Annotated in this window: 20 protein-coding genes; 7 read left to right on the top strand and 13 right to left on the bottom strand. The window is 73.8% G+C overall.

Annotated features, from left to right (window positions below; all coding sequences use genetic code 11):
* Positions 1–60 precede the first annotated feature (60 nt).
* Genes MVA48_RS01775 through MVA48_RS01760 form a run of 4 tightly spaced genes read left to right on the top strand, consistent with a single transcriptional unit; the run spans position 61 to position 5,177 of the window.
* Positions 61–2,913 (top strand): aconitate hydratase, encoded by a 2,853-nt coding sequence (locus MVA48_RS01775; protein ID WP_246985114.1) that lies wholly within the window; start codon positions 61–63, stop codon positions 2,911–2,913.
* A 12-nt stretch (positions 2,914–2,925) separates the two neighbouring features.
* Positions 2,926–3,687: an SDR family oxidoreductase gene (locus MVA48_RS01770; RefSeq protein WP_246985113.1), complete on the top strand. Its 762-nt coding sequence runs from the start codon at positions 2,926–2,928 to the stop codon at positions 3,685–3,687.
* Entirely contained in the window at positions 3,684–4,409 is a 726-nt protein-coding gene (locus MVA48_RS01765; protein WP_246985110.1) for a sirohydrochlorin chelatase, read from the top strand. Before MVA48_RS01770 ends, MVA48_RS01765 begins: the two co-directional genes overlap by 4 nt.
* 18 nt (positions 4,410–4,427) lie before the next feature.
* Positions 4,428–5,177 (top strand): DUF881 domain-containing protein, encoded by a 750-nt coding sequence (locus MVA48_RS01760; RefSeq protein WP_246985108.1) that lies wholly within the window; start codon positions 4,428–4,430, stop codon positions 5,175–5,177.
* 240 nt (positions 5,178–5,417) lie between these two features.
* Here MVA48_RS01760 and MVA48_RS01755 read toward each other — a convergent pair whose 3' ends face one another.
* The 8 genes from MVA48_RS01755 to MVA48_RS01720 form a co-directional block, all read right to left on the bottom strand.
* Complete coding sequence (locus MVA48_RS01755; RefSeq protein ID WP_246985106.1) at positions 5,418–5,903, bottom strand: sulfurtransferase; 486 nt, start codon at positions 5,901–5,903, stop codon at positions 5,418–5,420.
* Positions 5,837–6,259 (bottom strand): sulfurtransferase, encoded by a 423-nt coding sequence (locus MVA48_RS01750; RefSeq protein WP_246985104.1) that lies wholly within the window; start codon positions 6,257–6,259, stop codon positions 5,837–5,839. The genes MVA48_RS01755 and MVA48_RS01750 overlap by 67 nt, the downstream gene beginning before the upstream one ends.
* A 2-nt stretch (positions 6,260–6,261) precedes the next feature.
* On the bottom strand, positions 6,262–6,726 hold the full coding sequence (locus tag MVA48_RS01745; RefSeq protein ID WP_246985102.1) for an SgcJ/EcaC family oxidoreductase: 465 nt from the start codon (positions 6,724–6,726) through the stop codon (positions 6,262–6,264).
* A gap of 46 nt (positions 6,727–6,772) precedes the next feature.
* The gene (locus tag MVA48_RS01740) at positions 6,773–8,665 is read right to left on the bottom strand and encodes an ABC transporter ATP-binding protein (RefSeq protein ID WP_246985100.1); all 1,893 of its coding nucleotides are present in this window, start codon (positions 8,663–8,665) and stop codon (positions 6,773–6,775) included.
* 80 nt (positions 8,666–8,745) lie between these two features.
* Positions 8,746–9,528 carry an enoyl-CoA hydratase/isomerase family protein gene (locus MVA48_RS01735; RefSeq protein WP_246985098.1) on the bottom strand — a complete coding sequence of 261 codons (783 nt, stop codon included), beginning with the start codon at positions 9,526–9,528 and terminating at the stop codon, positions 8,746–8,748.
* Positions 9,525–9,752 (bottom strand): helix-turn-helix domain-containing protein, encoded by a 228-nt coding sequence (locus MVA48_RS01730; RefSeq protein WP_246985096.1) that lies wholly within the window; start codon positions 9,750–9,752, stop codon positions 9,525–9,527. The genes MVA48_RS01735 and MVA48_RS01730 overlap by 4 nt, the downstream gene beginning before the upstream one ends.
* Before the next feature lie 172 nt (positions 9,753–9,924).
* Positions 9,925–11,526 (bottom strand): ABC-F family ATP-binding cassette domain-containing protein, encoded by a 1,602-nt coding sequence (locus MVA48_RS01725; protein WP_246985094.1) that lies wholly within the window; start codon positions 11,524–11,526, stop codon positions 9,925–9,927.
* A gap of 62 nt (positions 11,527–11,588) precedes the next feature.
* Positions 11,589–12,170 carry a hypothetical protein gene (locus MVA48_RS01720; RefSeq protein ID WP_246985092.1) on the bottom strand — a complete coding sequence of 194 codons (582 nt, stop codon included), beginning with the start codon at positions 12,168–12,170 and terminating at the stop codon, positions 11,589–11,591.
* A 140-nt stretch (positions 12,171–12,310) separates the two neighbouring features.
* On the opposite strand from MVA48_RS01720, the gene MVA48_RS01715 reads away from it, so the two are divergent.
* Both MVA48_RS01715 and MVA48_RS01710 read left to right on the top strand, forming a co-directional pair.
* Positions 12,311–13,807: an SCO7613 C-terminal domain-containing membrane protein gene (locus MVA48_RS01715; RefSeq protein WP_246985089.1), complete on the top strand. Its 1,497-nt coding sequence runs from the start codon at positions 12,311–12,313 to the stop codon at positions 13,805–13,807.
* Positions 13,808–13,874: 67 nt separating this feature from the next.
* On the top strand, positions 13,875–15,638 hold the full coding sequence (locus MVA48_RS01710) for an SCO7613 C-terminal domain-containing membrane protein (protein WP_246985087.1): 1,764 nt from the start codon (positions 13,875–13,877) through the stop codon (positions 15,636–15,638).
* 8 nt (positions 15,639–15,646) lie between these two features.
* On the opposite strand, the gene MVA48_RS01705 is transcribed toward MVA48_RS01710, so the two are convergent.
* On the bottom strand, positions 15,647–15,826 hold the full coding sequence (locus tag MVA48_RS01705; protein ID WP_246985085.1) for a hypothetical protein: 180 nt from the start codon (positions 15,824–15,826) through the stop codon (positions 15,647–15,649).
* Between the two features lie 128 nt (positions 15,827–15,954).
* Between MVA48_RS01705 and MVA48_RS01700 the strand changes: the two genes are divergently transcribed.
* Positions 15,955–17,079 (top strand): AI-2E family transporter, encoded by a 1,125-nt coding sequence (locus MVA48_RS01700; protein ID WP_246985083.1) that lies wholly within the window; start codon positions 15,955–15,957, stop codon positions 17,077–17,079.
* On the opposite strand, the gene MVA48_RS01695 is transcribed toward MVA48_RS01700, so the two are convergent.
* Genes MVA48_RS01695 through sufC form a run of 4 tightly spaced genes read right to left on the bottom strand, consistent with a single transcriptional unit; the run spans position 17,053 to position 20,004 of the window.
* A complete protein-coding gene (locus MVA48_RS01695) occupies positions 17,053–17,454 on the bottom strand; it encodes a metal-sulfur cluster assembly factor (protein ID WP_246985080.1) in 402 nt (133 codons plus the stop codon). The genes MVA48_RS01700 and MVA48_RS01695 overlap by 27 nt on opposite strands.
* The gene (gene sufU, locus MVA48_RS01690) at positions 17,451–17,924 is read right to left on the bottom strand and encodes a Fe-S cluster assembly sulfur transfer protein SufU (protein WP_246985078.1); all 474 of its coding nucleotides are present in this window, start codon (positions 17,922–17,924) and stop codon (positions 17,451–17,453) included. Before sufU ends, MVA48_RS01695 begins: the two co-directional genes overlap by 4 nt.
* Positions 17,924–19,234, bottom strand: coding sequence for a cysteine desulfurase (locus tag MVA48_RS01685; RefSeq protein WP_246985076.1), 1,311 nt, complete (start codon positions 19,232–19,234; stop codon positions 17,924–17,926). The genes sufU and MVA48_RS01685 overlap by 1 nt, the downstream gene beginning before the upstream one ends.
* Entirely contained in the window at positions 19,231–20,004 is a 774-nt protein-coding gene (gene sufC / locus MVA48_RS01680) for a Fe-S cluster assembly ATPase SufC (RefSeq protein ID WP_246985074.1), read from the bottom strand. Before sufC ends, MVA48_RS01685 begins: the two co-directional genes overlap by 4 nt.
* Positions 20,005–20,012: the final 8 nt, after the last annotated feature.

The raw sequence follows: 20,012 nt of genomic DNA, 5'->3' as shown, positions 1-20,012 counted from the left end.
ACTGGGATGATCGGGGGCGGTCAAGGGAGCGCGAGAAGCACGAGGGGTAGGCGCAGAGAAGTGGCAGCCAGCAAGGACAGCTTCGGAGCCCGTTCGACGCTCACCGTCGAGGGCACCGACTACGACATCTACCGACTCGACGCGGTGGAGGGCGCGGAGAAGCTGCCCTTCAGCCTCAAGGTCCTGCTCGAGAACCTGCTGCGCACCGAGGACGGCGCGGACATCACCGCCGACCACATCCGGGCGATCGCGAACTGGGACCCGAACGCGGAGCCCGACCAGGAGATCCAGTTCACGCCCGCCCGCGTGGTCATGCAGGACTTCACCGGCGTCCCCTGCATCGTCGACCTCGCCACCATGCGCGAGGCGATGGCGGAGCTGGGCGGCGACCCGCAGAAGATCAACCCGCTCGCGCCCGCCGAGCTGGTCATCGACCACTCCGTGATCGCCGACATCTTCGGCACCGAGGACTCGTTCCAGCGCAACGTCGAGATCGAGTACGAGCGCAACGGCGAGCGCTACCAGTTCCTGCGCTGGGGCCAGGGCGCCTTCAGCGACTTCAAGGTCGTCCCCCCGGGCACCGGCATCGTGCACCAGGTCAACATCGAGCACCTGGCCCGCGTGATCTTCCCGCGGCAGGAGGGTGACCGCACCGTCGCCTACCCCGACACCTGCGTGGGCACCGACTCGCACACCACCATGGTGAACGGCCTGGGCGTGCTCGGCTGGGGCGTCGGCGGCATCGAGGCCGAGGCCGCCATGCTCGGCCAGCCGGTCTCGATGCTGATCCCGCGGGTCGTGGGCTTCAAGCTCTACGGACAGCTGCCCGACGGCGCCACGGCGACCGACCTGGTCCTCACGATCACCGAGATGCTGCGCCAGCACGGCGTGGTCGGGAAGTTCGTCGAGTTCTACGGCGAGGGCGTCTCCGCCGTCCCGCTGGCCAACCGCGCCACGATCGGCAACATGAGCCCGGAGTTCGGCTCCACGGCGGCCATGTTCCCCATCGACCAGGAGACCATCACCTACCTGGAGCTCACCGGCCGCTCCCGCGAGCAGGTGGCGCTGGTCGAGGCCTACGCCAAGGAGCAGGGCCTCTGGCACGACCCGTCCCGCGAGCCGGCGTTCTCCGAGTACCTGGAGCTCGACCTCGGCACCGTCGTCCCGTCGATCGCCGGCCCGAAGCGCCCGCAGGACCGCGTCGCCATCACCGAGGCCAAGTCCTCCTTCCGGGCCGCGCTCGCCGACTACGTGCAGGCCGACGAGACCGGTGGCGAGGACCGCAAGCCCGGCGTCCCGGCGCAGGAGAAGCCGTACGGCGTGACGTCCTCGGTCGACGAGGCCGTCGCCGAGACCTTCCCGGCCTCCGACCCCATCGCCGAGACGCACGGCAACGGCGAGGCCGGCAAGCCACACCACTACGAGGGCGGCGACGTGGCCGACCGGCCGCGAAAGCCCACCCGCGTGGTGATGGAGGACGGCACCGAGACCGAGATCGACCACGGCCACGTGGTGATCGCGGCGATCACCTCCTGCACCAACACGTCGAACCCGCAGGTGATGATCGGCGCCGCGCTGCTGGCCAAGAACGCCGTCGAGCGCGGGCTGGCCTCCAAGCCGTGGGTGAAGACGACGCTGGCCCCCGGGTCCAAGGTCGTCATGGACTACTACGAGAAGGCCGAGCTGACCCCGTACCTGGAGAAGCTGGGCTTCTACCTGGTCGGCTACGGCTGCACGACCTGCATCGGCAACTCCGGCCCGCTGCCCGAGCCGGTCAGCAAGGCCGTCAACGACGCCGACCTCGCCGTCGTGTCGGTGCTCTCGGGCAACCGCAACTTCGAGGGCCGGATCAACCCCGACGTCAAGATGAACTACCTGGCCTCGCCCCCGCTGGTCATCGCCTACGCGCTGGCCGGCTCCATGGACGTCGACCTGAACAACGACCCGCTGGGTCAGGACCAGGACGGCAACGACGTCTTCCTGCGCGACATCTGGCCCTCGCCGCAGGAGGTCCAGCGGGTCATCGACCACGCCGTCTCCGCGGAGCAGTTCGGGCGCAGCTACGAGGACGTGTTCGCCGGCACGGAGCAGTGGCAGAACCTGCCCACGCCGACCGGGGACACGTTCGAGTGGGACCCGCAGAGCACCTACGTCCGCAAGCCCCCGTACTTCGAGGGCATGCCGGCCGAGCCGACCCCGGTCGAGGACATCACCGGCGCCCGCACCCTGGCGATGCTCGGCGACTCGGTGACCACCGACCACATCTCCCCCGCCGGGTCCATCAAGGCCGACAGCCCGGCCGGCAGGTACCTGCGGGAGCACGGCGTGGACCGCCGCGACTTCAACTCCTACGGCTCCCGGCGCGGGAACCACGAGGTGATGATCCGCGGCACCTTCGCCAACATCCGGCTGCGCAACCAGCTGGTGCCCGGCACCGAGGGTGGCGTCACCAAGAACCACCTGACCGGCGAGACGACGACGATCTACGAGGCGTCGCAGGGCTACCAGGAGGCCGGCATCCCGCTGGTCGTGCTGGCGGGCAAGGAGTACGGCTCGGGCTCGTCGCGTGACTGGGCGGCCAAGGGGACGGCGCTGCTCGGCGTCAAGGCGGTCATCGCCGAGAGCTACGAGCGGATCCACCGGTCGAACCTGATCGGCATGGGCGTGCTGCCGCTGCAGTACCCCGAGGGCCAGAACCGCGAGTCGCTGGGCCTGACCGGCGACGAGGAGTTCACGATCACCGGGATCACGGCGCTCAACGACGGCGAGACCCCGCGCACGGTCAGGGTGAAGGCCGGCGAGGTCGAGTTCGACGCCCGCGTCCGGATCGACACCCCCGGCGAGGCGAACTACTACCGCAACGGCGGGATCATGCAGTACGTGCTCCGCTCGCTGCGCGGCTCCGCCGCCTGATCGGGGCTAGTCATGGATCTGGGCCTGGGCGGTCGCGGCTACCTGCTCACCGGCGCCAGCCGGGGGCTGGGGTTCGCGACCGCCCGTGCCCTGGTCGACGACGGCGCACGGGTGCACCTGAGCGCTCGCCGGCCCGAATCGGTGCAGCGAGCGGTGGACGAGCTGGGCGGGGAGCCGGCCGCGCACGGCTCGACGGTCGACCTCGGGGCACCCGAGGCCGTCTCACGGCTGGTCGAGGAGGCCGTCGAGCGGCTGGGCCGGATCGACGGCGCCCTGGTCTCGGTGGGCGGCCCCGCACCCGGCACGGTCTTCCAGACCGACGTCGACCAGTGGCGCGACGCCTACGAGAGCGTCGTCCTGGGCCCGCTCGAACTGGTCCGCGCACTGGTGCCGCACCTCGGCGAGGGTGCGGCCATCGGTTTCGTGCTCTCCACCTCGGTGCGCCAGCCCCTGGGGCACCTCGCTATCTCCAACGCCCTCCGCCCGGGCCTGGCGATGACGGCCAAGGCCCTGGCCGACGAGCTCGGGCCGCGGGGCATCCGCGTCTTCGGGCTGATGCCGGGCACGATCGCGACCGACCGGATCGCCGAGATCGAGGCCGCGTCCGGGGATCCGCAGGCGGCGCGGGCACGGACCGAGGCAGGCATCCCGCTGCGCCGCGTCGGACGACCGGAAGAGTTCGGCCGGGTCGCCGCCTTCGCGCTCTCCCCTGCCGCCTCGTACGTGACCGGCAGCATGATCGCGGTCGACGGCGGCATCCTCCGCGCGCTGTGAGCGGTCCGGTCGCTGCCCCGGTGCTGGTGGCCTGCGCGCACGGCACGCGCAACCCCACGGGACGGCGGCTGATCGCCGAGCTGGCCCTCGCTGCCCGGGAGCTGCGCCCGGGGCTGGTGACGACGGCAGCCTTCGTCGACGTCCAGCCGCCCACCGTCGTGGACGTGGTGGCCCAGCTCGCCGCGTCGGACCGCCCTACGGTCGTCGTCCCCCTGCTGCTCTCGGGTGGCTACCACGTGCACGTCGACATCGCGGGCGCGGTCGCGGCCGCCGAGACCGCGGTCGCCGCCCGCCCCCTGGGGCCGGATGCGCGCCTGGTCGCGGTGCTGCACGACCGGCTGGTCGAGGCCGGCGCCGACCCGGGTGATCCCGCGACCGCGGTCGTCCTCGCCGCCGCCGGGTCGAGCGACCGCCGCTCCGTCGCCGACGTCGAGGAGACCGCGGCCCGGCTCCAGCGCTCGTGGGCGGGCCCCGTCACCACCGGCTACGGCTCAGCGGCGACGCCGCCGGTGCCCGACGCCGTGTCCGCCGCCCGGGCGCAGGGCGCGGAACGGGTCGTGATCGCCGCCTACCTGCTGGCGCCGGGTCATTTCCACGACAAGCTCGCCGGCGCGGGCGCCGACGTGGTGACCGCTCCCCTGCTGCCCGACCGGCGCATCGCCGCCGTGCTGCTCGACCGCTACGACGCCGCGCTCCGCGCCCCGGGAGCAGCCGCGGGGTGACCTACGCTGGGAAGCACGATGAGCGGCCCGGCGAACGACGAGGACGGCGGCACGGCGGCGGAGCCCGACGTCTCGACCTCGGGTAGAGATGTCGCCGCACCGCCGCGGAAGCGGCCGGGCCGCACGGTGTCGGCGGTGGCCACCGGCGCCCTCGCCCTCGCCCTCGGGTTCGGCCTCACCGTCCAGATCCGCAACACCGGGGACACGGCCGCGGTCGGGCAGCGCGAGGAGGACCTGGTCCGCATCCTCGACGACCTCAATGCCCAGGAGGAGCAGCTGCGCGAGCAGATCGCCAGCCGGCGCCAGTCGCTCGAGGAGCTCGGCAGCGGGCAGGACCAGTCGGCCCGGGCGCTCGAGGAGGCCCAGCAGCGGGCGGAGGCGATCGCCGTGCTCAACGGGACGGTGCCCGCCCGCGGCCCCGGGCTGCGGGTGACCATCAAGGACCCGGAGAAGGCCGTGACCGCCGCGATCCTGCTCGACGCCATCCAGGAGCTGCGCGGCGCCGGCGCCGAGGCGATGCAGGTCGACGGCGTGCGGATCGTCGTCTCCAGCTTCGTCGAGGGCGACCCCGGCGAGCTGTCCGTCGACGGCCGGCCCATCACCGCGCCCTACGAGCTGCGGGTCATCGGCCCGCCCGCCGACCTGTCCGTGGCGCTGAACGTGTCCGGCGGCGTGCTCGCCGACGTGGCCCGCTACGGCGGCTCCACCGCCGTCGATCAGGACGACGACGTGCTGGTCGACGCCACCGTGCCGGGCAGCGGCGACTAGCGGACGACGTCGCCAGCGATTGCCGGGCCGCCCACCCGGCCCGTCGCTGACGGCCGCGTCGGGGACACAGGGCTGGACGCCGCGCGCACGGGTCGATCGGATGGGGTCAGCCGACCCCTCAGCCAAGATCGGCGTCCTGGATCGCGGTCGACAGGGTGCGCTCAGGCCCCATTCCGCAGTCGAAAACGGGGCTTCCGCGCACACACTCACGAGCCCGAGGGCCTGTCCTTGAAGCCGCCCTCAGGGCGAATCGTCCTGTTCGCCCCGCGAGGTGCCGGTCGCCGCCGGGCGGTCCGGGTCGGCCGACCACTGCGACCACGAGCCCGGCCACAGTGCCGCCTCGACGCCGGCCGCGGCCAGCGCCGCGACCTCGTGGGCGGCGGTCACACCGGAGCCGCAGTAGACACCGACGGTCGTCCCGCGGCGCGCGCCCAGGGCGGCGAACCGCTCGGCCAGCTCGGCGGCCGGCCGGAAGGTGCCGTCGGCCGCGAGGTTCTCGGTGGTGGGCGCGCTGACCGCGCCGGGCACGTGGCCTGCCCGCGGGTCGATCGGCTCGACCTCGCCCCGGTAGCGCTCCCCCGCTCGCGCGTCGAGCAGCACGCCGGAACCGGGCAGGGCCGCCGCCTCGTCGATGGTCAGCACCGGCATGCCGCCACCGGTCAGGGTGACGTCCCCCGGCTCGGGCCGGACGTCCCCGCTCTCGAGCGCGCCGCCGCCCGCACCCACGCGTCGAGCCCGCCGTCCAGCAGCCGCACGTCGCGGAGCCCACCCCACCGCAGCAGCCACCATGCCCGCGCCGCCGCCAGTCCGCCGGTGGCGTCGTAGGCGACCACGGCGTCGCCGTCGCGGATGCCCCACCGTCGCGCGGCTGATTGCAGTCGCTGCACCGACGGCAGGGGGTGCCGGCCCTGCTCCGCCGAGGGCGGATCCGCCAGCTCCGACTCCAGGTCGACGAAGACGGCGCCCGGCAGGTGACCCGCGAGGTACTTCTCCCGGCCGCGGTCGTCCCCCAGCGCCCAGCGGACGTCGAGCAGGACCGGCCGAGGTTCGGCGGCCAGCAGCTCCGCGGCGGAGACGAGCACGCTCACTGCGGAGCGAGCAGGCCGCGGAGCTCCTCGGTCAGCGCCTCGCGTGCGTCGGGGTGCTGGTGCCAGGCAGCGGGGGTCGCCTGCAGCAGCGAGATCCGCCACCGGCCGCCGCCCTCGTCGACCGCGACGAGGGTGTGCACGGTGTGCAGCTGCGGATCGAAGTCGTTCTCGCCGGGCGGGATCATGCCGGCGTGCGCCAGCAGCACGGCGACGCCCGGCGCCATCGGCCGCACGGACCGGACGATGCCGACGTACGCGGCCGTCTGGTGGCTGCCGAAGACCTGCCGGAGATCGGCGGCGATGGACAGCCTGCCCCGGTGATGACTGCCGTCGAAACCGATGATGTCCCCGTCGTCGGCGAACCCGGCCGCCACCGCCGCGCCGCTGCGCCGGTTCCAGCCGTCGAGGAACGCGGCGTAGAGGGCCCGGATCCGGGCGTCCTCCGGGTGTGCTGCCGTCACGGAATCGTCTCCTCCTGAGGTACTGGTGCAGGAGTGACGGTAGTGGTCAGGCGACCTCGACCGTTCGACGCTCGCCGTCGGCGAACTGCGTCCGGTAGAGGTCGGCATACCGGCCCCCGAGCGCCAGCAACTCAGCGTGCGTCCCCGACTCCGCGATGCGACCGTCGTCGATCACCAGGATCTGGTCGGCGCTGCGGATCGTGGACAGCCGGTGCGCGATGACCAGCGACGTGCGGCCGGTGAGCGCCGCGTCCAGGGCGTGCTGCACGGCCACCTCGGACTCGCTGTCCAGGTGCGCGGTCGCCTCGTCGAGGATCACGATGCCCGGCGCCTTGAGCAGCACCCGGGCGATGGCCAGCCGCTGCTTCTCGCCACCGGACATCCGGTAGCCCCGGTCGCCGACGACGGTGTCCAGCCCCTCGGGCAGCGAGCGGACCAGCCCCGCGATGCGGGCGCCCTCGAGCGCGGCCCACAGCTGGTCCTCGCTCGCCTCCGGTCGCGCGTAGAGCAGGTTGGCGCGGATCGTGTCGTGGAACAGGTGCGCGTCCTGGCTGACCACGCCGATCGAGTCGCGCAGCGAGCCCAGCGTCGCCCGCCGGACGTCGATGCCACCGACGCGCACCGCACCCGCGGTCACGTCGTACAGCCGCGGCACCAGGTTGGCGATCGTGGACTTGCCGGCCCCCGAGTGCCCGACCAGGGCCACCAGCCGGCCCGGCTCCACCCGGAACGAGACGCCGTGCAGCACCGCCGTGGGGCCGCCGTGCTCGGGCAGCGACACCTCCTCCAGCGACGGGAGCGACACGTCCGCGGCGCTGGGATAGCTGAACGACACGTCGTCGAACTCGATGGACCGGTCCTCGGCCGGGACCGGCACCGCGTCGGGGGCCTCGCCGATCATCGGCTCCAGGTCGAGCACCTCGAAGACCCGGTCGAAGCTCACCATCGCGCTCATCACGTCGACCCGGACGTTGGCCAGCGCGGTGAGCGGGCCGTACAGGCGCGACAGCAGCAGCGCGAGCGCCACGACGTCACCGGCGCTCAGCGAGCCGGTGAACGCCAGCCAGCCGCCCAGCCCGTAGACCAGCGCGGTGGCCAGCGCCGCGACCAGCGTCAGAGCGGTGAAGAAGGTCCGCCCGTACATCGCCGAGAGCACGCCGATGTCGCGGACACGGGCGGCCCGGCCCCGGAACGCCTCGGCCTCCGCCGACGGACGGCCGAAGAGCTTCACCAGCAGGGCGCCGGCGACGTTGAAGCGCTCGGTCATGGTCGCGTTCATCGACGCGTTCAGTCCGTAGGCCTCGCGCGTGATCTCCTGCAGCCGGCGGCCGATCCGGCGGGCCGGGAGGACGAACAGCGGCACCATCACCAGCGACAGCAGCGTGATCTGCCACGACAGCGTGAACATGACGCCGGCGGTCAGCACCAGGCCGATCACGTTGGACACCACCCCGGACAGCGTCGAGGTGAACGCCTGCTGGGCGCCGATGACGTCGTTGTTCAGGCGGCTGACCAGGGCTCCGGTCTGCGTCCGGGTGAAGAAGGCGACCGGCATGCGCTGGACGTGCTCGAACACCCGGCTGCGCAGGTCGTAGATCACGCCCTCGCCGATCCGCGCGGAGAACCACCGGGTGGCCAGCGAGATGACCGCGTCGAGCACGGCGAGGCCGGCGATGATCAGCGCGATGCGCACGATGCCGCCCGCGGTGCCCTCGAGCCCCGCGATGCGGTTGATGATGTCGCCGGCCAGCAGCGGCGTGATCACCCCGATCAGGGACGAGCCGACCACGAGGGTGAGGAAGAACGTCAGGTCGCGCCGGTAGGGGCGGGCGATGCCGAGGACGCGCCGCACCGTGCCCTTCGGCAGCTCCCGGGCCGTGACCGAGGGATCCCGCCGGAACGACCGCATCGCGGACATGGAGGTCATGGGATGGCTCATGTCCACACCGCCTCCTCTCGTCGACCGGCCAACACCGGCGTCGGCCGGACTGTTCCGGAGGAGTCTGGCAGCGCCCCCTGTCAGTTTCCGGCGACGAGGTCCTGCAGCCGCAGTACCTGGGCGGCCCGCTCGGCCGCGTCCTGGGTGGCCGGGTCGTTGCGGACGGCGGAGCGCACCAGTGCGGCGGTCGCCCGGCTCGCCGCCGCCGGCGGTGCCAGGAGAGCGGCGACGAGGTCGCTGACGGTGGCGTCGAGCTCGGCGGCGGGGACGACGACGTTGGCCAGCCCGATGGCGTGGGCCTCGGCGGCCCGCACCGCGCGGCCGGTCAGGCAGATCTCGAGGGCGCGGGAGTAGCCCACCAGCTCCGTGAGCGTGCTGGTGCCGGTCAGGTCGGGGACCAGCCCGAGCGTCGCCTCGGGCAGCCGCAGCTGGGCGTCGTCGGACATGACCCGCAGGTCGCAGGCCAGCGCCAGCTGGGCACCGGCCCCGATGGCATGGCCCTGCACGGCGGCCACGGACACGATGCCCGGCGAGCGGAGCCACCGGAACCCGGCCTGGTAGCCGCGGATGCGCTCCTGCGCCTCGGCGGCGTCCAGCCGGCCGAGGTCACCCAGCCCGCCGGTGGTGCCGGGCTCGGCGCTGAACATGGCGCGGTCCAGCCCCGCCGAGAAGGACCGCCCCTCACCCCGCAGGACGACCACCCGGACGTCGTCCTCCAGGGCGGCGCCGACGGCGGCGAGCGCCGACCAGGTGGCCGGTGTCTGCGCGTTCAGCTGGTCAGGACGGTCCAGGGTGACCGTGAGGACGGCGCCGTCCCGGCTCGTCCTGATCCAGCCGTCGTTCTCCGGTTCGCCCGAGGTCACGCCTTCTTACTATTCCGGTTGGCTCCTCCGCGGCTGCGCAGGGTCGCCCCGGACTCCGAAAGCAGCCGGTGCACGAACCCGTAGGAGCGGTTCGTGGAGGTGGCCAGGGACCGGATGCTCTCGCCGCCGTCGTAGCGCTTGCGCAGGTCGTCGGCCAGCGACGACCTGTCCCCGCCCGTGATGCGCTTGCCCTTGCCGAGATCCGCAGTGCTCGAGTCGGCCATGACTCCCCTCCGTGTCGCCGCCGGCCCATGCCAGCGCCGGGCGGAGTCGCGGCCCGGCGTGGCAGTCCGTCCACTGGTGCCGCGGTCCCGGTGACCACGGCATCTCGGGCCCATGATCACCCACCCGACGAAGCGGGGCCAGGTGAAAGGGAACGGCGTGGACCGTCTCCGGTCAGGCCAGGCTCACCAGATCGGCGAAGTCCTCGCTCCAGGCGTCCTCGGTGCCGTCCGGGAGCAGGATGACCTTGTCAGGGCTGAGCGCGTGCACCGCGCCCTCGTCGTGCGTCACCAGCACGATCGCGCCGGCATAGGTGCGCAGCGCCTCGAGCACCTGCTCGCGGCTGGCCGGGTCGAGGTTGTTGGTCGGCTCGTCCAGCAGGAGCACGTTGGCCCCCGAGACGACCAGCGTGGCCATGGCCAGCCGGGTCCGCTCACCTCCGGAGAGCGTGCCCGCCCGCTGGTCGACGGCGTCGCCGGAGAACAGGAAGGCGCCCAGGATGCGCCGCAGCTCGGTGTCGGTGCTCTCCGGTGCCGCTGCCCGCATCACCTCGAGCAGCGTGCGGTCCATGTCGATGGTCTCGTGCTCCTGCGCGTAGTAGCCGACGCGCAGGCCGTGGCCTGGCTTCACCGCGCCCGTGTCGGGCATCTCGGCACCGGCCAGGATCCGCAGCAGCGTCGTCTTGCCGGCCCCGTTGAGCCCCAGGACGACGACCCGCGTGCCCTTGTCGACGGCGAGGTCGACGTCGGTGAACACCTCGAGCGAGCCGTAGTTCTTCGACAGCCCCTCCGCGGTGAGCGGCGTGCGGCCGCACGCAGCGGGGGTCGGGAAGCGCAGCTTGGCGACCTTGTCGTGGACGCGCACGGCCTCGAGGCCGGCGGCCAGCCGCTCGGCGCGCTTGTCCATGCTCTTGGCGGCGCGGGCCTTGGTCGCCTTGGCGCGCATCTTGTCCGCCTGGGCGGCGAGTGCGTCGATCTTGCGCTCGGTGCTGGCCCGCTCCTGCTTGCGGCGGCGCTCGTCGGTCTCCCGCTGGGCGAGGTAGGGCTTCCAGCCGAGGTTGTAGACGTCGACGGCGGCGCGGTTGGCGTCGAGGTGCCACACCTTGTTGACGACGGCGTCGAGCAGCTCGACGTCGTGGCTGATGACGATCAGCCCGCCGCGGTGGCCGCTCAGGAAGCCGCGCAGCCAGGTGATCGAGTCGGCGTCGAGGTGGTTGGTCGGCTCGTCGAGCAGCAGCGTCTCGGCGTCGGAGAACAGGATGCGGGCCAGCTCGACGCGGCGCCGCTGGCCGCCGGACAGGGTGCGCAGCGGCTGGGCCAGCACGCGGTCGGGCAGGCCGAGGTTGCTGCAGATGCGGGCAGCGTCGCTCTCGGCCGCGTAGCCGCCCATGGCCGCGAACTGGTCCTCGAGCCGTCCGTAGCGGCGGACCGCCTTGTCGCGCTCGGCGTCGTCCGCGGGCTCGGCCATCGCGACCTGTGCCTTCTGCAGCTGGTTCTTCAGCAGGTCCAGTCCGCGCCCGGAGAGCACCCGGTCGCTGGCGCTGATGTCCAGGTCGCCGCTGCGCGGGTCCTGCGGCAGGTAGCCGATCTCGCCGCTCACCTCGACCGTGCCGGCGTGCGGGACGCGCTCCCCGGCCAGCGTCGTCAGCGTGGTGGTCTTGCCGGCGCCGTTGCGCCCCACCAGGCCGATCCGGTCGCCGGGCTGCACGCGGAGGTTGGCGTCGCTGATGAGGATGCGGGCGCCGGCGCGGAGCTCGAGGCCGGTCGTCGTGATCACTGATCCCAGGGTAAGCGCTCGGCGCCGATAACCCGAACGACGTGACGGTGACTTCGGCGGCATCACCCGGCGGAGCGCCACGTCGTGGAAACCGTCCCGTTCCGGCCGCCGGGAGGCCAGGATGCGCGCATGAACCCGCCCGGCAGCGCGTGGGGCCTGCCCTGCCCCGTCTGCGGACGGCCCACCGGCGACACCGGGCCCGGCCCGTGCCCGAACTGCGGCCTGCCGGCCGCCGCGCACGCCGCCGAGGTCGTGGCGCGGATCGGCGCCACCATGGCCGACCTCGCCCGCGACCGCGACCAGCTCCTGGCGTCGCTGCGCGCGGCCGCTCCCTGGGCGGCATCGGTGCCGGTCGGCGCCCCGGGGTGGGCGCCCCCGCAGCACGCCTCGGTCCCGCCGCCCCGGGCGACGCCGCCCCGGGCGACGCCGCCCCGGGTGACGTCGCCCCCTCCGCCCCTGGCCGGTCCGCCTCCCCCGCCGCCGTGGAGCCCGCCCGCCCGGCCGCCCCGGCGGCGGATCGCCCCGCAGCAGGTCCTGGGCGGTCTCGGCGCGCTGCTGGTCGTGGCCGCGGCGGTCACCTTCGTCGCGTGGGCGTGGACCCGCTTCGGGCCGGTGTTCCAGGTCGCCGTGATGCTGACCGCCACGGCCCTGGCCTGCGGCGTCTCCGCGTTCACCGCGCCGCGGGCTGCGCGCCACCGAGGAGGCCCTCGCCGCCGCCGGCGCCGCGCTCCTCGTCGTCGACCTCGCCGCCGCCCGGGCCCTGGGCCTCTTCGCGATCGAGGACGTGCAGCTGCGCGGCTGGTGGGCGATCTCCTGCGCGGTCGTCCTGGGCGCCGCCCTCGCCCTCGCCCGGCTGACCCGCAGCACGGTGACCTGGCCGGTGGTCGCCCTGCTCGCCGCCCAGCCACTGCCCTTCCTGGCGCTGACCGGGAAGCTGCTCATCGGCCCGGTGGGCGCGGCGGTCGCTCTCGCGGTGGCCGCTGCGGACGTCGTCGCCGCCCGGGCGGTGCGGCGGTCGGTCGGGCCGCTCGCGCGGGTGCTCGCCGGCCTGTGGACCGCGGTGGGGGTCCTGCTCGGCCTCGGCAGCGCCTTCGGCGCCGACCCGGCCGAGTCGTGGGCCGCGACCGGCGTCCTCGCCCTCGCCGGGGCAGCCGCCCTCGCTGCCGTCCGGAGCGGGTCCCGGTTCCCGGAGGTCGTGCCCGGCGGCGTCGGTGTCGTCCTCGGGGCGGCGCTGGCCGGTTCGCTGGCCACGACCGGGGACGCCGGGCCGCTGCTCGCCGCCGGCCTCGGGCTGGCACTGCTGACCGCCGGGGCGCTGGTGTCCCGGCGTCCGGGCCTGGTCGCGCTGCTGGTCGCGGCCGGAGCGGTCCTGGTGCTGCTGCCCGGCGCGCGACTGGCCGACGACGCCCGGTACGCCGAGCTGGCCCTGGTCGCGCTGTGCGGTGTCGTGCCGGCGACGGTGGCCGCGGTCCGCCTGCCGCGACTGCGCGGCCAGGCGACCGCGGTCGCGCTCGGCGCGCCCTACGTGGCGGTCCTGCTGGCCCGTGCCGACGACGTCCTGCCGTCGACTGTCGCCGGGCTGCTGCTGGCCCTCCTGGCTGCTGCCGCCTTCGCCGTCGCCACGCTGCGCACCGGCCGGCCCGAGGAGTGGGTGTGCACGTGGGCCGGTGCGGCCGCGGGCGCGACGGCGGGAGCGGTCACCGCGTCGGCCGGAGCATGGGGCCAGGTGGGCCTGCAGCTCACGGTGGCCGGCGTCGCGGCCGGCTGCTATGCGCTGGTGGCCGGGCGGTGGCCGGTCGCGGTCGTGGCCGTCGCCGACCTGGTGGCGGCGAGCTGGATCGCGGTGGGCGGCGCCGGTGTGGGAACGCCGGAGGCCTACACGCTGCCCGCCGCTGCCGGGCTCCTCCTGATCGCGCTCCCCTCCCTCCGGGCCGGCGCGCGGTCCTGGGCGGCCGAGGGTGCCGCCGCCGGCGTGGCGCTGCTGCCGTCGGCGTTCGTGGTCGTCGCCGACCCGACGGCGCTCCGGCTGGTGCTGGTCGTCGGCGCCGCCGCGGCGCTGGCCGTGGCCGGCACGCTGCTGCACCGCCAGGCACCGTTCCTGCTCGGCACCGGTGCGCTGCTCGGAGTGGTGGTCGGCCGCCTGTCGCCCTACGCGCCCCTGCTGCCCCGCTGGATCACGCTGGGCGCCGCCGGGCTGCTGCTGCTCGTCGTGGGCGCCACCTACGAGCGCCGGCGCCAGCAGGCCCGCGAGGCGGTCGCCTGGGTGGCCCAGATGCGCTGAGCGCGTGCCCCGGGGGCGGGCCCGCCCTACGGTGGGGGCGCCTCGGGCCATCGGGAGGGAGGCGGTCGTGAGCCAGCCGGTCGAGACAGCGCGGCCGCCCCAGGTCCTGCTCGCCGTGGGCGCCGTCCTCCTGGTGAGCGCGGGGGCGGCGGTGGCATCGGCCTACGGCGGCCTCGGCATCCGGCTGCTGCTGCTGGCGCTGGCCGCCGTCGCCGGCGTGACCGCGCTGGGTGCCGCCCGGACCCGGCTGCGCAGCTCGCAGGAGGCGCTGGCGGCCTGCGCGGCGGGCCTGGCGCTGGCCGGGAGCGCTCCGGGCGGTCCGTCCCCCGCCGGCGACCGGCTGCCGGTCGCCGTCCTCGCGCTGGTCTTCCTCGGGCTGCGCCTGCTCGCACCGACCACGGCCGCCTGGCCGCTGGCCTCGTGGATCGCGGCGCAGCTCGCCGTCCTCCGGGGGCTCGACGCGGTACCGGCGGTGCTGCACACCGTCGTCGTGCTGTGCGTGGCGCTGGTCGGGTTGGCGATCGCGCTGTTCGGTCGGCGCCTGGTGGCCCGGACCGCCCTGATCACCGCCGCCCCGTGGTGGCTGACGGGGGTGGTCGGCGGCTCGTCGAGCGCGTGGGCGGACGACGGCGCCGAGCGGTGGCTGTCGGCGGCACTCATGATCGCCGCGGCCTTCGGGCTGCTGGTCGCGCGGCTGCGCGCGGCACTCGAGCCGCTGCTGGGCCCGCCGCGCCTGGTGCCGGTCGTCGCCGGCGTCGTGGCCGGGGTGGCGACGACCGGAGCGTTGTCGTCGCTGGGCTTCCTCGCCATGACGCTCACCGGCTACGCCGGGGTGCTGATCGCCAACACGGCCGCGGCGACGCTGACCGGCTGGCGGCGTGGCCTGTTCCTGCCGGCGGCACTGGCGGCGGGCACGGTCATGGCGTCGCTCTGCGTCGCGCAGCTGCTGCTGGACGCCCGGTGGTCGGAGCTGTGCCTGCTGCTCGTGCTGACCGCGGTGCCGACCGTCGTCGTGGCGGTCCGCCGGCCCGACGACCGGCCGGTCTCGCTGCCGGTGGCGGTCCTCTGCCTCGCCGGCGCCGCGCTGCTCGCGCTGCCCGACGGGCTGCTCTCCCCCGACGGCGCGGCCGTCGCGCTCACCGCCCTCTACGCCGGCGCGATGGCGGTCGGCGCCGAACTGGAGCGCGACAGCCGGCGGGCGACGGCCCGCGCCGCGGCGCTGTGTGCCGTCGCGGCCGCGCTGGTGCTGCTGGCGGAGCGGCAGCCGTCGACCCTGGCGATCGTCCTGGCGGTCCAGGGCGCGTTCACCCTCGGCTGGGCATGGCGGACCGGCACGCGGCAGAGCGAGGACGACGCCGCAGCACGGCGGATCGGCGCCGCGCTGCTGGTGCTGGCCTTCTGGATCTCCGCCGGGGCGGCGGGCCTGGCGGCCGTCGAGTGGTATTCGCTGCCGGCCGCGGCCGCACTCCTCGTCGCCTCGGGCCCGGCGCTGCGCCGCGACGCCTCGTGGCCGGCGTGGGGGCCGGGGCTCCTGGTCGCGGCGGTCCCGTCCGGCGTGCTCGCGGTCGTGGTGTCGGACGGCGCCCGCGCCGTGTGCGTGCTGACCGCGGCCGGGCTGGTGATGGTGGCCGGCGCCCGCTACGGCCTCCGGGCGCCGTTGATGGTGGGCGCCGGCACGGCGCTCGCCCTGGCCGTGGGCTTCACCGCCCGCGCGCTGCCGTGGCCGCTGGCCGCGGCGCTGGTGGTGGGCAGCGCGCTGCTGGCGGTGGGCGTGCGTCGGGAGCGGCGTCCGGTCGCCGGCTTCACCCGGCGGGTCGCCGACCTGCGCTGACGTCCCGATCAGACGATCTGGACGTCGACGACGACCTCCTCCGGATCGCAGTGGGTCATCGCCACCACCAGCTCGACGACCCGGTCGCGGAGTTCCTCGACACCGCCCGCCTGGGTGCTGCCGATCCCCGGGACGTCGACCACCCAGTGGTCGCCCTCGCTGACCGCGATCGCGGTGTAGCCGGCCACGGTCCCATCGTGCTCCGCACCGGCCACCGGGAGAAGGGCGTCCTTCCTGTCACCCGACCGGGGGCAACGCCTCCCCCACGGCGGTGTCGCGGCTGTGCTCACGTGGCGCTGGGCGACATCCTCTTCCCATGCTTGCCGCCGAGAACTCCCAGCCGGCGCGGCGCGACACCGAGCGCCGGCTACCGCCGTGGTTCCGGCGCGCGGTGGTCTTCGTGCTGGTCGCCGTCGCGGTCTACCAGGCCGCGGTGTGGGCGTTCCTGAACCTGCGCGCCTTCCTGGGCCTGCTCTTCCTCGCCTGGCTCTTCGCCATCAGCATCGAACCGGTCGTCGAGCGGCTGTCGCGGCTGGGCCTGCGGCGAGGCGCGGCGACCGGGTTGGTGCTGCTCGGGCTGGTCCTGCTCATCGCGGCGTTCGTGGCCGTGTTCGGTGCGCTGCTCGTCGACCAGCTGGCGGCTCTGGTCGCCGCCCTGCCCGACGTCGTCGGCGACGTCGTCGACGAGGCCAACCGGAGGTTCGGCACCGATCTGGCGCAGGACGAGATCATCGCGTCGCTGAACCTGACCCCCGAGCGGTTGCAGGACCTCGCGGGACAGCTGGCGCCGGGCGTCCTCGGGGTGGTGACCTCCGTCCTCGGGGTCGTGTTCCAGTTCTTCACGTTCCTGCTGTTCGGCTACTACATGTCCGCCCAGGCGCCGGCGCTGCGGGACACCGTCTCCCGCCGCTTCCCGCCGAGGCAGCAGCGGGTGATCGCCACGGTGTGGCGCATCGCCGTGGAGAAGACGGGCGGCTACGTGCTGTCCCGGGCGGTGCTCGCGGTCATCGCCGCGGTCGTGACGGGCGTGGCCCTGCTGGTGCTCGGGGTCCCGTTCTGGCTGCCGCTGGCGATCTGGACCGGGGTGGTGTCGCAGTTCATCCCGACCATCGGCACGTACCTGGCGATCGCGCTGCCGGCGCTGGTCGCGCTGGCCGGTGACCCGCTCGACGCGCTGTGGGTCGTGATCGTCGGCACCGTCTACCAGCAGGTGGAGAACTACCTGCTCGCCCCGCGGGTGACCGCGCGGACCGTGTCGATCCACCCTGCCGTCGCCTTCGGCGCGGTCATCGTCGGGGCGGCACTCTTCGGCCCGCTGGGGGCGCTGGTCTCCATTCCGGTCGTGGCCGCGATCGAGGCGGTCATCGACACCTACGGCCACCGCTACGAGCTGGTCGACACGCCCGCCGAGTCCTCAGACGCGGAAGCCGAGCGCCCGTAGCTGCTCGCGGCCGTCGTCGGTGATCTTGTCGGGGCCCCACGGCGGCATCCAGACCCAGTTGATCCGGATGTCGTCGACCAGGCCGGGACCGGGGCCGCCGGTCAGTGCCTGGCGGGCCTGGTCCTCGATGACGTCGGTCAGCGGGCAGGCGGCCGAGGTGAGCGTCATGTCGATGACGGCGACCTGCGACTCGCCCTCCTCTGCGACGTCCAGGCCGTAGACCAGGCCGAGGTCGACGACGTTGACGCCCAGCTCGGGGTCGACGACGTCGCGCATGGCCTCCTCGAGGTCCTCCAGGAGCGCCGACTTGTAGACCGGCAGGTCGCCCGGCGCGCCGTCGGTGGCGGGAGTGGCGTTCTCGGTGGTCTCGCTCATGCTGTGCCTCCGGTGGCGGGGGTGGTGGCCGACAGGGCACGGGCGGACGCGTCCTTGAGGGCCATCCAGCTCATCAGCGCGCACTTGATGCGCGCGGGGTACTTCGACACACCGGCGAACGCGACGGCGTCCTCCAGCTCGTCCTCGAGCTTCTCGGCGACCGACGGGTCGCCCTTCGCCTGCATCAGCGTCATGAAGTGCTCGCCGGTCTCCAGCGCCTCGGGCACCCTCTTGCCGACCACGAGGTCGTACATGGCCGAGACCGACGCCTGGCTGATCGAGCAGCCCATGCCCTCGTAGGAGACGTCGGCGATCGTGTCGCCGTCGAGCCTCAGCCGCAGGGTCACCTCGTCACCGCAGGTCGGGTTGACGTGGTGCACCTCGGCGTCGAACGGCTCCCGCAGGCCGCGGCCGTGCGGGTTCTTGTAGTGGTCCAGGATGATCTCCTGGTACATCGACTCGAGCTGCATCACTCAGTACCGAAGAACTTCTGCGCCGCGCGAATTCCCTCGGCCAGGGCATCCACGTCGTCGTAACCGGTGTGCACGTAGAACGTCGCCCGGGTGGTCGCCGGCACGCCGTACCGGCGGACGACCGGCCACGCGCAGTGGTGCCCCACGCGAACGGCGATGCCGAGGTCGTCGAGCACCTGGCCGACGTCGTGCGGGTGGATGCCCTCGACCGTGAAGCTCACCGCTCCCCCGCGGGCCACGGTGTCGGGCGGGCCGATCACGGTGACGCCCGGGATCTCGGCCAGCTTCTCGAGCGCGTAGCCGGTGATCGCCTTCTCGTGCGCGTCGACGTTCGCCATGCCCAGGCGCTGCAGGTACTCGACGGCGGCGGCCAGGCCGATCACCTGCGCGGTCATCGGGACGCCGGCCTCGAAGCGCTGCGGCGGCGGCATGAAGGTGCTGCCCTCCATGCGCACGACCTCGATCATCGAGCCACCGGTGAGGAACGGCGGCAGCTTGTCGAGGACGTCGTAGCGGCCCCAGAGGACGCCGACACCGGTGGGGCCGAGCATCTTGTGCCCGGAGAAGACGAGGAAGTCCGCGCCCAGCGTGCCGACGTCCACGGGCTGGTGCGGCACCGACTGGGCGCCGTCGACCAGCACCAGCGCACCGACCTCGTGCGCGCGGGCGGCGATCTCGCCGACGGGGTTGACGGTGCCCAGGATGTTCGACTGCTGGGTGAGCGCGACGAGCTTGGTGCGCTCGTTGATCACCGTGCCGAGGTCGGAGAGGTCCAGCCGGCCGTCGTCGGTGAGCCCCAGCCAGCGCAGGGTCGCGCCGGTGCGCTCGCACAGCTGCTGCCACGGCACGAGGTTGGCGTGGTGCTCCATCTCGGTGACCACGATCTCGTCGCCCTGGCCCACCGCGTAGGTGCGGAACTCCGGCTCCTTGGACGTCGCGGCGTTGGACAGCGCGTACGCCACGAGGTTGATCGCCTCGGTGCTGTTGCGCGTGAAGACGATCTCGTTCTCGGGCGCGCCGATGAACGCACCGATCGTCGCCCTCGCCGCCTCGTAGGCGCCGGTGGCCTCCTCGGCGAGCTGGTGGGCGCCGCGGTGGGGTGCGGCGTTGACGTTCTCGTAGAACCAGCGCTCGGCGTCGAGCACCTGGCGCGGCTTCTGCGCGGTGGCACCGGAGTCGAGGTAGACCAGCCGCTTCCCGTCCCGCACGGTGCGGGACAGGATCGGGAAGTCCGCCCGGATCGCCTCGACGTACAGGGGAAGGGGCTTGCGCGCCCCCGTTTCGGGACGCGAGGCGAGCTGGGTCATGCCTTCGCGGTCTCCTTCGAGCCCTGGACGTAGGCGGCGTAGCCCTCGTTCTCGAGCTTCTCGGCCAGCTCGGGGCCGCCCTCCTCGGCGATCCGGCCGGCGACGAAGACGTGCACGAAGTCCGGCTTGATGTAGCGCAGGATCCGCGTGTAGTGCGTGATCAGCAGGACGCCGACGTCACTGTCCTCGCGGCTCTTGTTGACGCCCTCGGAGACCACCCGCAGGGCGTCGACGTCGAGACCGGAGTCGGTCTCGTCGAGGATCGCGATGCGCGGCTTGAGCAGGCGCATCTGCAGGATCTCGTGGCGCTTCTTCTCGCCGCCGGAGAAGCCCTCGTTGACGTTGCGCTCGGCGAACGCCGGGTCCATGTCCAGGCCGGACATCTCCGTCTTGACGTCCTTGACCCACGTGCGCAGCTTGGGCGCCTCGCCCTTGACCGCCGTGGCGGCGGTGCGCAGGAAGTTGGAGACGCTCACGCCGGGGACCTCGACCGGGTACTGCATGGCCAGGAACAGCCCGGCGCGGGCGCGCTCGTCGACGCTCATGGCGAGGACGTCCTCACCGTCGAGGGTCACCGTGCCGCCGGTGATCGTGTACTTGGGGTGGCCGGCGATCGAGTAGGCCAGGGTCGACTTGCCCGACCCGTTCGGCCCCATGATCGCGTGGGTCTCGCCCGAGCGGACGGTCAGGTCGACGCCGCGCAGGATCTCCTTCGCGTCGTCACCCTCACCCACGCTCACGTGCAGGTCGCGGATCTCGAGAACGGACAACTTCGCTC

This window comes from Blastococcus sp. PRF04-17 (assembly GCF_023016265.1).
In the GTDB taxonomy this organism is placed as follows: domain Bacteria; phylum Actinomycetota; class Actinomycetes; order Mycobacteriales; family Geodermatophilaceae; genus Blastococcus_B.
Note: the sequence above shows the minus strand (reverse complement) of the source record. Positions and strands in the feature narration are given on the sequence as shown.